Below are 14,204 nucleotides of genomic sequence, written 5' to 3'. Positions count from 1 at the left end.
CAACAGCCGCCGGGTGAAAACCCGGCGGTTTGCTTTTGATCCGTCGAGGCTTCCACATGAATCTCGATTCCCGGCCCTTTGTGCGCCGGCTCGCCGCCGCCGATGTGCCGGCCGCCGCGGCGCTGAGGCACGCAGCTTTCTTCGCCGACGGCAAGCGCTCGCTGGGCGAGGACGTCGCCGGGCTCTTCGATCTGCTCGGCGGCGACGGCTACGAGGCGGCGTTCGTCGCGGATGTCGGCGGACGGCCGGTCGGCACGTGCCTTTTCGTGCGCGAGGAGATCGGCTCCCTCCACGACCTGAGGCCCTGGCTCGCGGGACTCGTGGTCGCGCGGCCCTTTTGGGGGCTTGGCCTCGGTCGGTCGCTGGTCGAGTCGGTCGAGTTCCATGCGGCGGAGGTCGGCTGCCGCACGCTGCATCTCTATACGGACCAGGCCGAGCCGTTCTATCGCGCCCTGGGATGGCGGGTGGCCGAGCGCATGAGCGTGGACGGCGAAGCGCTGGTCTTGATGGACAAGGTGGTCGGGCAGCCCACGCCGTGACGGGCCGCCCAAGTCCCTTGCGATCGGGGGAGCCGTTCCTCAGGAAGCGCCGATCGTCGTCAGCGCCTCCACCAGCCGGTCGACCTCGGCCTCGGTCGTGTAGAGGGCCGGCGACACGCGGATGCACTGGCCGGCGGCCACGCCGGCGCGGCGCACGGTCAGCACCTTGAATTCGTCGCGCAGCTTCGCCACCAGGGCGGTGTTGTCTTCCTTTGAGGTCTTGCCCCTGACGCGGAACGAGGTGATGCCGGCATGCATGCCCGCCTCGTCCGGTGTGAGGATATCGAAGGCGTCGATCGGCCGGATGCGCTCGACCCAGTAGTTGCGCAGATGCACGAGCCGCGCGTTCTTGGCCGCCGCGCCGATCCTCTCGTGCAGGTCGAGCGCCGCCGGCACGGTCAGCGCCGCGGCGAAATCGATCGTGCCGGTATGGATGCGCGAGCGGATGTCGTCGGCCGGCCAGTCCTGGTCGGCCAGATGGATGTCGATGTCGGCCAACCGGTCCTTGCGGATGTGGAAGAAGCCCATGCCGACCGGCGCGCCGATCCATTTGTGCAGGTTGAAGCCGACGAAATCGGCACCGAGATCGGCAACGTCGAACGGTATCTGCCCCCAGGAATGGGCCGCGTCGACGATCGTGGCGATGCCCTTTGCCCGCGCCATGTCGGCGATCTCGCGGATCGGCATCACCAGGCCGGTGCGGTGCGACAGATGGGTGAGCAGCAGCAGCTTGGCCTTCGGCGTCTGCTCGAGCACGGTCCGATACGTTTCGAGCACGGCCTCCCTGGTCGCCGGCTCCGGAATGGCAAAATTCTTCACCTCGACGCCGCGCCTGTCCCGGAGCGCGTTCATGGCATACTGCATGGAGTCGTAGTCGAGGTCCGCGTAGAGGACCGTGTCGCCGGGCTGCAGCTTGTTGTAGCCGGCGATCAGCGTCTGCAGGGCTTCCGTCGCGCCGCGCGTCAGCGCGACCTCTTCCGGCTGGGCGCCCACCGCGGCGGCGACCCGCAGGCGCACAGTCTCGAAATCGGCGCCGAAGGCGCTGCGGGCATAGAAGGAGTTTTCCCGGTTAACGCGCCGCGTGTTCTCCAGATAGGCCTCCAGCACCGGCCGCGCCATGATGCCCCAATAGCCGTTCTCCAGATTGGCGATCGACCGGTCGACCTCGTAGAGGTCCCGCACCGCGGTCCAGTAGGCGCCGTCGGTCGCCGGCGTCGCCGGGTCCGCCGCGGGCAGGGCGGCTGTCTCCGCGGACGCGCTCTGCATGGTTGCCGCGCCCGCCGCGGCGATCACGCTGCCGATGAGGAAGTCACGCCGTTGCATATGCCTCTCCTGTGATCGCTCGTCCGCGTTGACCGCGTGTCTACGGAGGCTCTGTGACAGGCCGTTGAAGGCGCCGGCAAAAGCGCCGGCCCGGCCATGCCCTTTACAACGAGCCGGCCCGGCGGTTCCATGGGCGGCGCGCGCCCGGCGGCCGGCCGCGCCATAGGAGGCGGACGCATGACGAAAGTGACCGGCATCGGCGGCTTCTTCTTCCGGTCGCGCGACCCGAAGGCGCTCGCCGCCTGGTACGAGACGCATCTCGGCGTTGACGACATCGCCAAAACCGTATGGACGCAGCAGGCCGGCCATACGATCTTTGCGCCCTTTGCCGAGGACACCGGCTATTTCGGCCGCGAGAAACAGTGGTTGATCAACTTCCGGGTCGACGACCTCGACACCATGATGGCCGATCTGAAGGCTGCCGGCATTGCTGTCGAAACACGGGCGGAATGGGACTCCGAGGTCGGCCGCTTCTGCCGCATCCACGATCCGGAGGGCAACCCGATCGAATTGTGGGAGCCGGTGGCGGGATGAGCGGGTGGTTGATGTCCACTCGGCCGCCGAGGGACTGGGAAGCCAAGCCACCGCCTACCAATGCGGCGGCTTGGTCACCGGCACGTCGGGCTGGACCTGCTCCTCCAGCGCCAGGAAACGCTCCGCCAGCCGGTCGAGCGTCTTCTGCATGCGATCGATGACCTTCCACTGTCCGGCGATCTGGCCGGACAGTTCCTCGATCGTCCGTTCCTGCTCGGCGGCGCGGATTTCCAGCGCCGTGAGGCGGTCGTCCCGTCCTGTCATGATGGTCTCTCCGCGGGGTTCAGTGGAGGCATGGCCGATGCAGGCCGGCCCTCCAGTTCCGTCCGAAATTGACAACCCCCCGCCGATTTGTCGAGAGTAGGCGGACGGTGGGCGATTGGCACGGGACGACGGGCGTGCTAGCGATTTGACCAAACGATAAAAAATCAAGAGGCGGGACAGGTGGATGGCTGAGCCGGCAATCCAGCTCATCGGCATAAACAAAAGCTTTGGCGCCGTTCGGGCCAACCGCGACATCAACCTCGAGGTCGAACGCGGCACCATCCACGGCATCATCGGCGAGAACGGCGCCGGCAAGTCGACGCTGATGTCGATCCTCTACGGCTTCTATCACGCCGACAGCGGCGAGATCCGGGTCGGCGGCCAGCCGACCGCCATCCGCACCCCCAACGACGCCATCGCCGCCGGCATCGGCATGGTTCACCAGCATTTCATGCTGGTCGAGAATTTCACCGTCATCGAGAACGTCATCCTCGGCGCCGAGGGCGAGCCGCTGCTCAACAAGTCGATCGCCAAGGCGCGCTCCGAATTGCAGCGGCTGGAGCGCGACTATGGCCTGGAGGTCGATCCCGACGCGGTGATCGAGGAGCTGCCGGTAGGCCTCCAGCAGCGCGTCGAGATCCTCAAGGCGCTGTTCCGCGGCTGCGACATCCTCATCCTCGACGAGCCGACCGGCGTTTTGACGCCGGCCGAGGCCGACCATCTCTTCCGCATCCTGAAAATGCTGAAGGACGAGGGCAAGACCATCGTGCTGATCACCCACAAGCTGCGCGAGATCATGGCGATCACCGACACGGTTTCCGTCATGCGCCAGGGGACGATGGTCGCAACCCGCAGGACCGCCGAGACGACGGTGGAGGAACTGGCCGAGCTGATGGTCGGCCGTCGCGTGCTGCTGCGGGTCGAGAAGGGCGAGGCCAAGCCGGCAGGCGTAAAACTGTCGGTGAAGAACCTGACGGTGAAGGATTCGCGCGGCGTGGTCATGGTCGACGGCGTCTCCCTCGACGTGCGCGCCGGCGAGATCGTCGGCATCGCCGGGGTGGCCGGCAACGGCCAGTCCGAGCTGATCGAGGCGATCGCCGGCACGCGCCGGGCTCAATCGGGCACCGTGCTGCTCGACGGCAGGCCGATCGACGTGACCGGCCATGCCGACCCCGGCGAATTGCGCGACCGCGGCCTGGCGCATGTGCCGGAGGACCGCCACCATGTCGGCCTGGTGCTCGCCTTCGAGGAGGCGGAGAACTCGATCCTCGGCTATCACGACAAGCCGCACTATCTGCGCGGGCCGTTCCTCGATATCGACGCGATCCACGCCGACGCACGCGAAAAAATCGCCAAATATGACATCCGTCCGGCCAATGATCGGCTTAAAACCGCCAATTTTTCCGGCGGAAACCAGCAAAAAATCGTGCTCGCGCGCGAAATCGAGCAGGATCCGGACGTGCTGATCGTCGGCCAGCCGACCCGCGGCGTCGACGTCGGCGCCATCGAATTCATCCACAAGCGGCTGATCGCCATGCGCGACCAGGGCAAGGCGGTGCTGCTGATCTCTGTCGAGCTCGACGAGATCCGCTCGCTGTCCGACCGCATCCTGGTGATGTTCGCCGGACGCGTCGTCGGCGAGCGCGGGCCGGACGCCAGCGAAGGCGAGCTCGGCCTGTTGATGGCCGGGGTGGAGAAGCGGGAGGCGGCTGAGTAATGAGCGCACCCTTCGCAAGACTGCCGCGCTGGGCCGACTACGGGCTTGTCCCGGTCATCAACCTGTTCGTCGCCTTCCTCGTCGCCGGCGTGGTCGTGCTCCTGGTCGGCGAGAATCCGCTGGAAGCGGCCGGCATCCTGGTCAAGGGCGCCTTCGGTTCCGGCCAGAACATCGCCTACACGCTTTATTACGCCACCAACTTCATCTTCACCGGCCTTGCCGTGGCGGTCGCCTTCCACTGCGGCCTGTTCAACATCGGCGGCGAGGGCCAGGCCTATATCGCCGGCCTTGGCGTCGCTCTGGTCTCGCTCGGCTTCGACAGCGTGCTCCCCTGGTGGCTGACCTTCCCGTTGGCGATCCTCACCGCGGCCGCCATGGGGGCTGCCTGGGCCTTCATTCCCGCCTACCTGCAGGCCAAGCGCGGCTCGCACATCGTCATCACCACCATCATGTTCAACTTCATCGCCGCCAGCGTGATGGTCTACCTGCTGGTCGGACCGCTGAAGCCGGCCAGCTCGATGGCGCCGCAGACGCGCGACTTCCTGGACGGTGCGCAGCTGCCGAAGCTCGGCTGGCTGCTCGAGGCCGTGGGGCTGTCGGTGCGCTCCGCGCCGCTCAACGTCTCGTTCCTGCTGGCGCTGCTGATGGCCTGGGTCGTCTGGGTGCTGATCTGGCGCACCAAGCTCGGCTACGAGATGCGCACCTTCGGCTTCTCGCCCAAGGCGGCGCGTTATGCCGGCATATCGGAGGCCCGCATCATCGTCGTCGCCATGCTGATCTCCGGCGCGCTCGCCGGCATGATGGCGCTCAACCCGATCATGGGCGACCAGCATCACATGACGCTGGATTTCGTCGCCGGCGCCGGCTTCGTCGGCATCGCCGTGGCGCTGATGGGCCGCTCTCATCCCGCCGGCATCGTGCCGGCGGCCATCCTGTTCGGCATGCTCTACCAGGGCGGTGCCGAGCTCGCTTTCGAGATGCCCAACATCAGCCGCGACATGATCGTCATCATCCAGGGCCTGGTCATCCTGTTCGCCGGCGCGCTCGAGCACATGTTCCGCCCGGCCATCCAGACCATCTTTGCCTCGATCAGCCCGCGCAGCATGGGCGTTCCGGCGCCGAAGGGGAAGGGTGCCTGAGATGGTCGACGCGCTCGTCCAGCTTCTCGACGCCACCATCCGCGTCTCGGTGCCGCTGCTGCTCGCCTGTCTTGCCGGCCTCTATTCGGAGCGCGCCGGCATTTTCGACATCGGACTGGAGGGCAAGATGCTCGCCGGCGCCTTCGCCGGCGCTTCCGCCGCCGCAGTGTCCGGCTCGGCCTGGGTGGGGCTGCTTGTGGCGATCCTCACGGCGGTCTTCCTGGCGCTGGTTCACGGCTTCGCCTCGATCACCCATCGCGGCAACCAGATCGTCTCCGGCGTCGCCATCAACTTTATCGCCGCCGGCTCCACCATCATCCTCGGCCAGGCCTGGTTCCAGCAGGGCGGGCGGACGCCGCCACTCTCCGGGCCGGCGCGCTTCGAGCCGATCATCCTGCCCGGCGCCGACGCGCTGCGCGACGTGCCGGTGCTCGGCATCATCTATTCCGAGCTCCTGTCCGGCCATTCTCTTCTGGTCTATGTTGCCTTCCTGATGGTTCCGGTCACCTGGTGGGTGCTGTTCCGGACCCGCTTCGGGCTGCGCCTGCGCGCCGTCGGCGAAAACCCCGCGGCGGTCGACACGGCCGGCATCTCGGTGACCTGGCTGCGCTATCGCGCCGTGATCCTCACCGGCGTGCTCACCGGTGCCGCCGGCGCCTATCTGGCGGTGGCGCAGAATGCCGGCTTCGTGAAGGACATGACGGCCGGCAAGGGCTACATCGCGCTGGCCGCGCTGATCTTCGCCAAGTGGAAGCCGGTGCCGGCCATGTATGCCTGCCTGCTGTTCGGCTTCCTCGACGCCGCGTCGATCCGTTTCCAGGGCGCCGAATGGCCGCTGGTCGGCAGGGTGCCGGTGCAGCTCATCAACGCGCTGCCCTTCATCCTCACCGTGATCCTGCTCGCCGGCTTCATCGGCAAGGCGATCCCGCCGCGCGCCGGCGGCGTGCCTTATGTGAAGGAGCGGTGATGCTGTTCTTTGCCCCCTCCACCACGCTTCGCGTGGTCCCCCTCCCCCGCTTCGCAGGGGAGGATCCGGCGGTGCCGCTTGATCCTCCCCCGTTTACGGGGGAGGGGGACCACGCGAAGCGTGGTGGAGGGGGCGCCTTGCGGACATTTTTGCCGGGCGCGCGCCATGTCTCATGACCTCTTCCTCGCCGCGCGCGAAGCGATGGCGAAGGCCTACGCGCCCTATTCGAAATTCCCCGTCGGCGCGGCGGTTCGCACGACCGACGGACGCGTCTTTGCCGGCGCCAATATCGAGGTCGCGTCCTATCCGGAAGGCTGGTGCGCCGAGACCACCGCGCTCGGCCACTACATCATGGGCGGCGGTGGCGAGATCGCCGAGATCGCCGTGGTTGCGGAGCGCATGGCCCGCGTCACGCCCTGCGGCGGCTGCCGCCAGCGCCTCGCCGAGTTCGCCGGGGCAGAGGCAAAACTCTATCTCTGCGACGATGCCGGCGTGGTCGAGACCGTCACGATCGGCCAGATGCTCCCCTATGGCTTCGAAGGAAAAATCCTGAAATGACGGACGCGGTCGCCACGCTGGTCGAGCGGCTCGCCGGCCGCATGCCGAAGGTCGCGCTGGTGCTCGGCTCCGGCCTCGGCGATCTCGTCGACGAGGTCGAGGATGCCCTGAAGATTCCCTATGGCGATCTGCCGGGTTTCCCCAAGGGCGGCGTCACCGGCCATGCCGGCATGCTGGTCTCCGGCCGCTTCGGCGGCGCCGAGGTGCTGCTGCTTGCTGGCCGCGCCCATTACTACGAGCATGGCGACGCCGCCGTCATGCGCCCGGCGCTGGAGACGCTCGCCGCCATCGGCATCGATACGCTCATCCTCACCAACGCCGCCGGCTCGCTCGATCCGCGCATTGCGCCCGGCTCGGTCATGCTGATCGAGGACCACATCAATTTCGCCGGCGCCAATCCGCTGATCGGCGAGCCGACCGACCGCCGCTTCGTCGGCCTGACCGAAGCCTATGACGCCGACCTGCGGGCGGCCCTGGTGCGCGCCGCCGCGGCGACCGGCACGCCGCTGGAGAAGGGCGTCTACATGTGGTTCTCCGGTCCGTCCTTCGAGACGCCCGCGGAGATCCGCATGGCCCGCGTCATGGGCGCCACCGCCGTCGGCATGTCGACCGTGCCCGAGGTGATTCTTGCGCGCTTCCTGGGCCTGCGGGTCGCCGCCTGCTCGGTCGTCACCAACCTCGCTGCCGGCATGACCGGTGCCGAACTGTCGCACGAGGAGACCAAGGAGATGGCGCCGCTCGGCGGCAGGCGGCTGGCTACGATCCTGCGGAAGATGTTCGAGGAGGGGCTGCCGTGATGGCCGCAGCGTCTCCCTCCCCCTCGAGGGGAGGGTGCCGAGCGAAGCGAGGCGGGTGGGGTACAAGCGGCCGTGCTCCGGCGCAAAGCAACGTTGGCGCGCTGCCGCACCGACCCCACCCGGCCGCTTCGCGGCCACCCTCCCCTCGAGGGGGAGGGAGACGCTGATGCTGCCGCAGGAAATCATCCGGCACAAACGCGACGGCAAGGCGCTGGCGCCGGCCGAGATCGCCGACTTCATCGCCGGTCTCACCTCCGGCGCGGTCTCGGAGGGCCAGGTGGCGGCCTTCGCCATGGCGGTGTTCTTCAACGGCATGCGCCGCGATGAGGCGGTAGCCCTCACGCTCGCCATGCGCGATTCCGGCGAGGTGCTCGACTGGTCGGACCTGCCCGGCCCGGTCGCCGACAAGCATTCCACCGGCGGCATCGGCGACAACGTCTCGCTGATGCTGGCACCGATCGTCGCCGCCTGCGGCGCCTATGTGCCGATGATCTCCGGGCGCGGCCTCGGCCATACCGGCGGCACGCTCGACAAGATGGACGCCATTCCCGGCTATGTCAGCCAGCCGGATATCGAACTTTTCCGCAAGACGGTGCGAAACACCGGCTGCGCCATCATCGGCCAGACGGCGGCGCTGGCGCCGGCCGACAAGCGCCTCTACGCCATCCGCGACGTCACGGCGACGGTGGAGTCGATCCCGCTGATCACCGCCTCCATCCTGTCGAAGAAGCTCGCCGCCGGGCTGTCCTCGCTGGTGCTCGACGTGAAGGTCGGCAACGGCGCCTTCATGGAAAGATCGCGCGACGCCACCGCGCTGGCGAAAAGCCTCGTCGAGGTGGCGAACGGCGCCGGCCTGAAGGCCTCGGCGCTGATCACCGGCATGAACGAGCCGCTGGCCTCGGCCGCCGGCAATGCCGTGGAAGTGGCGAACGCGGTGGATTTCCTCACCGGGCGCGTGCGCGATGCGCGCCTGGAGAAGGTCACGCTGGCGCTGGCGGCCGAGATGCTGGTGCTGGCCGGGCTGGCATCGTCGCAGGCCGACGGCCTCGCCCGCGCGCGTGCCGCGCTCGGCGACGGCAGCGCCGCCGAGCGCTTCGCCCGCATGGTGCATGCGCTGGGCGGCCCGGCCGATTTCGTGTCGAAGTCCGCGGACCACCTGCCGCGCGCGCCCGTGGAGAAGGTCGTCGCCGCCAGGCAGGCCGGCCATGTCGCGCATGTCGCGACGCGCGACATCGGCCTGGCGGTGGTGGCGCTGGGTGGCGGCCGCACCCGGCCGGAGGACGGCATCGACCACGCCGTCGGGGTTACGCGGCTGCTGCCGGTCGGGGCGCAGGTCGACGCGGGCGATCCGCTCGCGCTCGTGCATGCCCGCACCGAGGCGGCGGCCGAGGCGGCGGCGGCGGCCATCCTCGCTGCCTACGACGTCGGTCCGGGCAAGCCGGCGATGAAGGACCCGGTGGTCCGGCGGGTTCCGCCGACGGAGGGGTGATCGCTACTGCGCCAGCGTCAGCCTGCCCTGGTCGACCCGAAAAGTCTTCAGCCGGTTGAGGAAGGTCATGCCGATCAGCACCGTGTCCAGGGCGCGGTCCTCCAGCACGACCGCCTGGACGTTCTCCACCGAGATGCGGCCGATCTCGACGCGCTCCAGCATGGCGGCGGCGGCGCGCGCCTTGCCGTTGGCGGTGTTCACGGCGCCTGTCAGGTCGGACGGGCGCAGGGCGACGCCCAGCCTCCGTGCGGTGGTCAGGTTCATGGCGACCGCCGTTGCGCCGGTGTCGATCAGCGCCTCGACCTTGCGGCCATTGATCCGGAAATCCGCGAGATAGTGGCCGCGGGCGTCCGCGGCGATCTCGACCTTGCGCCCGCCGGGCGACGCAGCCGTCGCGACGGCTGCCGGCCTAGTTTCGATCCGCGCCACAGCGCTCTCCGCCATCGGCGCTTCGGCGTTCGATGGAAGCAGCGTCTGGATGGATTCGGAACCGCCCTGAAGGAACAGCGGCACGGAGGCCGAAGTCCCGACGCAGAGGGCGGCGAAGATGAGGGTCCTGCGCAGCATCGGAAGGTCCGGTTGACGCTGCCTGCTTACGCCGACAACCGAAGGACGTCCTTAATTGCCGCGCCTTCGCCCCGATGAACCTGTCGCTTGCGTGAACCGGGGGTTAATTTGCGCCGGGGCCTACTTGGTCCCGTAGAGCCGGTCGCCGGCGTCGCCGAGCCCCGGCACGATATAGCCCTTCTCGTTGAGCTGGCGGTCGATCGAGGCGGTGAACACCGGCACGTCGGGATGCGCCTTGGTGAAGCGCTCGACACCTTCCGGTGCGGCGAGCAGGCAGAGATAGCGCAGATTGGTGGCGCCGCGCGCCTTGAGCTTGTCGATCGCGGCGATCGCCGAATTGGCGGTGGCCAGCATCGGGTCGACGACGATGACGAGCCGGTCGCCGAGGTCGCTCGGCGCCTTGAAGAAATATTCGACCGCCTCCAGCGTCTCGTGGTCGCGGTAGAGGCCGATATGGGCGACGCGCGCCGCCGGCACGAGGTCGAGCAGCCCTTCCAGCAGGCCGTTGCCGGCGCGCAGCACCGAGGCGAACACCAGCTTCTTGCCCTCCAGGATCGGCGCCTCCATGGTCTCGATCGGCGTCTCGATGGTCATGGTGGTGAGTTCGAGATCGCGGGTGACCTCGTAGCCGAGTAGCAGCGATATCTCGCGCAGCAGCCGGCGAAAGCTCGCCGTGGACGTCTCCTTGTTGCGCATGATGGTGAGCTTGTGCTGCACCAGCGGGTGATCGACGACCGTGACGCCCATGACAAAAAACCTTCCGCGCTTGCCTGGGCGGAATACTAACGGGGCTCGCCGGCCGAAGAAATGCCGGAGAGCGCGATTTCCCCGGCCGGGTGCTTATCTTGCCCTGCCGTCCAGCCTCGCCAGCAGCGCCGACCTCGTCTTGCGGTCGACGAAAGCCGCCTCGATCGCGGTGCGGGTCACCGCCGAAAGCTGCTTTTCCGTCATGCGGAAATGTCGGGCGGCGAGGTCGTACTCGTTCCTCAGCGACGTCCAGAAATAGGGCGGGTCGTCGGAGTTGAGCGTCACCTTGCAGCCGGCGGCGAGCAGGGCGGGGAAGGGGTGCGCGGCGAAGCCCTCGAACACCTTCAGCGCGATGTTGGAGCCCGGGCAGCATTCGAGCACCACGCCCTCGGCTGCGATCCGCCGCACCAGGTCCGGGTTCTCGATGGCGCGCACGCCGTGGCCGATGCGGGCGGGCCTGATGTGGTCGAGCGCCGCAGCCACGCTTTCCCAGCCGCCGAACTCGCCGGCATGGACGGTGATGCCGAGCCCCGCCTCGCGGGCGATCTCGAAGGCGCGCACGAAATCCTCGAGGTCGCCGATCCGCTCGTCGCCGCCCATGCCGAAGCCGGTCACCAGCGGATGGCCGCACTTGGCGGCGAAGCGCGCCGCCGCCTCGATGGCATCCACGCCGAAATGCCGCACCCCGGTGACGATCATGCGGCCTTCGATGCCGGTCTTGTCGCGCGCCCGCGAAATCCCTTCTCCGAGCGCGTTGGTATATGCCTCCGGCGATAGGCCGGCGCGCCGCGCATGGTCGGGCGAGGTGAAGACTTCCGAATAGATGGCGCCGTCGCGCGCCAGGCTCGTCAGGTAGTGCTCGGTGAGGCGGGCGTAGTCCTCCTCGGTGCGGAACAGGTCCGCGGCGAAATCGTAGGCTTGCAGGAACGAGGTGAAATCATACCAGACGAAAGAGCCGTCGCGGATGTAGGGAGAGGCGTCCTTGCCGTATTTGCGCGCCTGCAGGATGACCAGGCCCGGGTCCGCGGCGCCCTCGACGTGGCAGTGGATTTCGGCAGTGAGCGGCATGCTCCGGTCCTTCGAACGAATCGCGGCGTCTTCACGCAGGCTGGACAATAGCGCCCCCAACGTGCATCGGGTATGGTTCCTAAACCGCAGAACGGTTCAAGTTTATGGCACAGCAGCGCACAACCGCCGCCGGGGGCATGGAAAGCTCCTACGGCTTCCGCGAGGTCGGCGAAGACGAGAAGCAGCCGCTGGTGGACGCCGTTTTCCACCGCGTCGCCAACCGCTACGACGTGATGAACGACCTGATGTCGGGCGGCCTGCACCGGCTGTGGAAGGACGCCATGGTCGCCTGGCTCAACCCGCCGCGCCGCCCCGGCTGGGCGGTGCTCGACGTCGCCGGCGGCACCGGCGACGTCGCCTTCCGCATCGTCGAGGCGTCCCACAACCAGGCGGCGGCGACCGTGCTCGACATCAACGGCTCGATGCTGGCGGTCGGCCGCGAACGGGCGAAGAAGCGCGGCCTCGAGGAGAGCGTCGACTTCGTCGAGGCGAATGCCGAGGAGTTGCCCTTTCCGGGCGAGAGTTTCGACGCCTACACCATCGCCTTCGGCATCCGCAACGTGCCGCATATCGACGCCGCCCTTGCCGAGGCCTATCGCGTTCTGAAGCCGGGCGGCCGGTTCCTCTGCCTCGAATTCTCCGAGGTCGACATGCCGCTGCTGGATCGCGTCTATGAGGCGTGGTCGTTCCGGGCGATCCCGCAGATCGGCAGGATGGTGACCGGCGAGGCCGAACCCTATGCCTATCTGATCGAATCGATCCGCAAATTCCCCAACCAGGCGAATTTCGCCGACATGATCCGGCGCGCCGGGTTCGACCGGGTCGCCTGGCGCGACTATTCCGGCGGCATCGCCGCCCTGCATTCCGGCTGGAAGCTTTGACGGTCCTCCCCGCATGAGTTCGATCGGAGCGGGTTTCCGGCTGGTCCGGGCAGGCTGGGTGATGACGCGCGAGGGCGTGTTCGCCGCGCTGCCGGGCGACGAGCTTTCGGGCACGCCGAGGCTCGCCTGGCGGCTGACGACCTTTTTCACCCGCCGCGGCGCCCGCAAGCGCGGCCGCACGGAGCGGCTGTCGGAGGCGGTATCGCGGCTCGGCCCCTCCTACGTGAAGCTCGGCCAGTTCCTGGCGACGCGGCCGGACGTCGTCGGCGACGACATCGCGCTCGATCTCGCCAAGCTGCAGGATCGCATGGCGACCTTTCCGGCCGACCAGGCGAGAGCGGCCATAGAAGGCTCGCTGGGGCGGAAGGTGGACGACCTGTTCGTCTCCTTCGGCGAGCCGGTGGCGGCGGCGTCGATCGCCCAGGTCCATCCCGCCGAGGTCATGCGCGGCGGCGAACCGGTCAAGGTGGCGGTGAAGGTCATACGGCCGGGGGTGCGGCGCGCCTTCTTCCGCGATCTCGAGAGCTATTTCCTCGCCGCGCGGCTGCAGGAACGCTACATCCCCTCAGCGCGCCGGCTGCGCCCGGTCGAAGTCACCGAGACGCTCGCCCAGACCACCAAGGTCGAAATGGATTTCCGGCTGGAGGCGGCCGCCTATTCCGAGCTTGGCGAGAACACCAAGGACGATCCCGGCTTTCGCGTGCCCGCCGTCGACTGGGAGCGCACCGGCCGCGACGTGCTGACCACGGAGTGGATCGACGGGATCAAGCTCAGCGACATCGACAGCCTGCGTGCCGCCGGGCACGACCTCCAGGCGATAGCGGCGAACCTCGTCCAGTCCTTCCTGCGCCACACGCTGCGCGACGGTTTCTTCCATGCCGACATGCACCCGGGCAACATGTTCGTCGATGCGTCCGGGACCATCGTCGCCGTCGATTTCGGTATCACCGGCCGTCTCGGCAAGAAGCAGCGGCGGTTCCTCGCGGAAATCCTCTACGGCTTCATCACACGCGACTACGGCCGCGTCGCCGAGGTGCATTTCGAGGCCGGCTATGTGCCGCGCAAGCACAACGTCTCGGCGTTCGCCCAGGCTATCCGGGCGATCGGCGAGCCGATCCACGGCCAGTCGGCCGAGACGATTTCCATGGCGAAGCTCCTGACCCTGCTCTTCGAGGTCACCGAGCTTTTCGACATGGAGACCCGGCCGGAACTGGTCCTCTTGCAGAAGACCATGGTGGTGGTCGAGGGCGTGGCGCGCAAGCTCGATCCTGCCTTCAACATGTGGAAGACGTCCGAGCCCGTCGTCGGCGACTGGATCCGCCAGAATCTCGGGCCGCGCGGCCTGCTCGACGACGCCCGCGAGGGCGCTTCCGCCCTGCTGTCGCTGGCCAGGCAGGCCCCCGACCTCGCCGAGCGGGCCGAACGCCTCACCCGCGAGATCGATGCGATGGCGGAGAACGGCCTGCGTTTCGATGCCGAGACCGCGCGCGCCATAGGCAAGGCCGAGGCGCGCTACAGCCGCTGGGGCCGCGTGGCGCTGTGGGTGATCGCGGCGGCGCTGGTGGTCATCGCCTGGGAGCTTGGTTGAGGCGGCTGAGGCCTCACGTTGACTGC

15 protein-coding genes are annotated in these 14,204 nt (G+C 68.1%); 10 read left to right on the top strand and 5 right to left on the bottom strand.

Annotated features, from left to right (window positions below):
* The first annotated feature begins 56 nt into the window (after positions 1-56).
* Positions 57-539, top strand: a complete 483-nt coding sequence (locus tag C7I84_RS22840) for a GNAT family N-acetyltransferase (RefSeq protein WP_106774530.1) — start codon at positions 57-59, stop codon at positions 537-539.
* A 39-nt stretch (positions 540-578) separates the two neighbouring features.
* On the opposite strand, the gene C7I84_RS22835 is transcribed toward C7I84_RS22840, so the two are convergent.
* Positions 579-1,862 (bottom strand): aminotransferase class V-fold PLP-dependent enzyme, encoded by a 1,284-nt coding sequence (locus C7I84_RS22835; RefSeq protein WP_106774529.1) that lies wholly within the window; start codon positions 1,860-1,862, stop codon positions 579-581.
* 177 nt (positions 1,863-2,039) lie between these two features.
* Between C7I84_RS22835 and C7I84_RS22830 the strand changes: the two genes are divergently transcribed.
* The gene (locus C7I84_RS22830) at positions 2,040-2,396 is read left to right on the top strand and encodes a VOC family protein (RefSeq protein ID WP_106774563.1); all 357 of its coding nucleotides are present in this window, start codon (positions 2,040-2,042) and stop codon (positions 2,394-2,396) included.
* A gap of 54 nt (positions 2,397-2,450) precedes the next feature.
* Here the strand turns inward: C7I84_RS22830 and C7I84_RS22825 are convergent, their stop codons facing one another.
* Positions 2,451-2,660 carry a SlyX family protein gene (locus C7I84_RS22825; RefSeq protein WP_106774528.1) on the bottom strand — a complete coding sequence of 70 codons (210 nt, stop codon included), beginning with the start codon at positions 2,658-2,660 and terminating at the stop codon, positions 2,451-2,453.
* Between the two features lie 184 nt (positions 2,661-2,844).
* On the opposite strand from C7I84_RS22825, the gene C7I84_RS22820 reads away from it, so the two are divergent.
* The 6 genes from C7I84_RS22820 (at position 2,845) to deoA (ending at position 9,327) form a co-directional block, all read left to right on the top strand.
* On the top strand, positions 2,845-4,377 hold the full coding sequence (locus tag C7I84_RS22820) for an ABC transporter ATP-binding protein (protein WP_106774527.1): 1,533 nt from the start codon (positions 2,845-2,847) through the stop codon (positions 4,375-4,377).
* Positions 4,377-5,516 (top strand): ABC transporter permease, encoded by a 1,140-nt coding sequence (locus C7I84_RS22815; RefSeq protein WP_106774526.1) that lies wholly within the window; start codon positions 4,377-4,379, stop codon positions 5,514-5,516. Before C7I84_RS22820 ends, C7I84_RS22815 begins: the two co-directional genes overlap by 1 nt.
* 1 nt (position 5,517) lies before the next feature.
* Positions 5,518-6,483, top strand: coding sequence for an ABC transporter permease (locus tag C7I84_RS22810; protein ID WP_106774525.1), 966 nt, complete (start codon positions 5,518-5,520; stop codon positions 6,481-6,483).
* Positions 6,484-6,648: 165 nt separating this feature from the next.
* The gene (gene cdd, locus C7I84_RS22805; RefSeq protein ID WP_106774524.1) at positions 6,649-7,041 is read left to right on the top strand and encodes a cytidine deaminase; all 393 of its coding nucleotides are present in this window, start codon (positions 6,649-6,651) and stop codon (positions 7,039-7,041) included.
* Complete coding sequence (locus C7I84_RS22800) at positions 7,038-7,838, top strand: purine-nucleoside phosphorylase (RefSeq protein WP_106774523.1); 801 nt, start codon at positions 7,038-7,040, stop codon at positions 7,836-7,838. The genes cdd and C7I84_RS22800 overlap by 4 nt, the downstream gene beginning before the upstream one ends.
* 166 nt (positions 7,839-8,004) lie before the next feature.
* Positions 8,005-9,327: a thymidine phosphorylase gene (gene deoA, locus C7I84_RS22795; RefSeq protein WP_106774522.1), complete on the top strand. Its 1,323-nt coding sequence runs from the start codon at positions 8,005-8,007 to the stop codon at positions 9,325-9,327.
* 3 nt (positions 9,328-9,330) lie between these two features.
* Here deoA and C7I84_RS22790 read toward each other — a convergent pair whose 3' ends face one another.
* From C7I84_RS22790 to C7I84_RS22780, 3 genes are all read right to left on the bottom strand, one after another.
* Entirely contained in the window at positions 9,331-9,894 is a 564-nt protein-coding gene (locus C7I84_RS22790; RefSeq protein WP_106774521.1) for a retropepsin-like aspartic protease family protein, read from the bottom strand.
* 120 nt (positions 9,895-10,014) lie between these two features.
* Entirely contained in the window at positions 10,015-10,641 is a 627-nt protein-coding gene (gene upp, locus C7I84_RS22785; RefSeq protein ID WP_106774520.1) for a uracil phosphoribosyltransferase, read from the bottom strand.
* Between the two features lie 93 nt (positions 10,642-10,734).
* Complete coding sequence (locus C7I84_RS22780) at positions 10,735-11,709, bottom strand: adenosine deaminase (protein ID WP_106774519.1); 975 nt, start codon at positions 11,707-11,709, stop codon at positions 10,735-10,737.
* A 104-nt stretch (positions 11,710-11,813) separates the two neighbouring features.
* Between C7I84_RS22780 and ubiE the strand changes: the two genes are divergently transcribed.
* Positions 11,814-12,590, top strand: coding sequence for a bifunctional demethylmenaquinone methyltransferase/2-methoxy-6-polyprenyl-1,4-benzoquinol methylase UbiE (gene ubiE, locus C7I84_RS22775; protein ID WP_106774518.1), 777 nt, complete (start codon positions 11,814-11,816; stop codon positions 12,588-12,590).
* A gap of 13 nt (positions 12,591-12,603) precedes the next feature.
* Positions 12,604-14,178 (top strand): 2-polyprenylphenol 6-hydroxylase, encoded by a 1,575-nt coding sequence (gene ubiB, locus C7I84_RS22770; protein ID WP_106774517.1) that lies wholly within the window; start codon positions 12,604-12,606, stop codon positions 14,176-14,178.
* The last annotated feature ends 26 nt before the right edge of the window (positions 14,179-14,204 follow it).

It is taken from the genome of Kumtagia ephedrae, assembly GCF_003012745.1.
GTDB lineage: Bacteria > Pseudomonadota > Alphaproteobacteria > Rhizobiales > Rhizobiaceae > Kumtagia > Kumtagia ephedrae.
This window is presented reverse-complemented; position numbering and strand designations above follow the sequence as displayed.

Excerpts from the sequence above, each read along its gene's own strand:
- upp (WP_106774520.1), bottom strand. The coding sequence starts at position 10,641 with ATGGGCGTCACGGTCGTCGATCACCCGCTGGTGCAGCACAAGCTCACC.
- C7I84_RS22835 (WP_106774529.1), bottom strand. The coding sequence starts at position 1,862 with ATGCAACGGCGTGACTTCCTCATCGGCAGCGTGATCGCCGCGGCGGGC.
- C7I84_RS22810 (WP_106774525.1), top strand. The coding sequence starts at position 5,518 with ATGGTCGACGCGCTCGTCCAGCTTCTCGACGCCACCATCCGCGTCTCG.
- ubiE (WP_106774518.1), top strand. The coding sequence starts at position 11,814 with ATGGCACAGCAGCGCACAACCGCCGCCGGGGGCATGGAAAGCTCCTAC.
- deoA (WP_106774522.1), top strand. The coding sequence starts at position 8,005 with ATGCTGCCGCAGGAAATCATCCGGCACAAACGCGACGGCAAGGCGCTG.
- C7I84_RS22815 (WP_106774526.1), top strand. The coding sequence starts at position 4,377 with ATGAGCGCACCCTTCGCAAGACTGCCGCGCTGGGCCGACTACGGGCTT.
- C7I84_RS22790 (WP_106774521.1), bottom strand. The coding sequence starts at position 9,894 with ATGCTGCGCAGGACCCTCATCTTCGCCGCCCTCTGCGTCGGGACTTCG.
- C7I84_RS22825 (WP_106774528.1), bottom strand. The coding sequence starts at position 2,660 with ATGACAGGACGGGACGACCGCCTCACGGCGCTGGAAATCCGCGCCGCC.
- C7I84_RS22820 (WP_106774527.1), top strand. The coding sequence starts at position 2,845 with ATGGCTGAGCCGGCAATCCAGCTCATCGGCATAAACAAAAGCTTTGGC.
- cdd (WP_106774524.1), top strand. The coding sequence starts at position 6,649 with ATGTCTCATGACCTCTTCCTCGCCGCGCGCGAAGCGATGGCGAAGGCC.
- C7I84_RS22800 (WP_106774523.1), top strand. The coding sequence starts at position 7,038 with ATGACGGACGCGGTCGCCACGCTGGTCGAGCGGCTCGCCGGCCGCATG.
- C7I84_RS22830 (WP_106774563.1), top strand. The coding sequence starts at position 2,040 with ATGACGAAAGTGACCGGCATCGGCGGCTTCTTCTTCCGGTCGCGCGAC.
- ubiB (WP_106774517.1), top strand. The coding sequence starts at position 12,604 with ATGAGTTCGATCGGAGCGGGTTTCCGGCTGGTCCGGGCAGGCTGGGTG.
- C7I84_RS22780 (WP_106774519.1), bottom strand. The coding sequence starts at position 11,709 with ATGCCGCTCACTGCCGAAATCCACTGCCACGTCGAGGGCGCCGCGGAC.
- C7I84_RS22840 (WP_106774530.1), top strand. The coding sequence starts at position 57 with ATGAATCTCGATTCCCGGCCCTTTGTGCGCCGGCTCGCCGCCGCCGAT.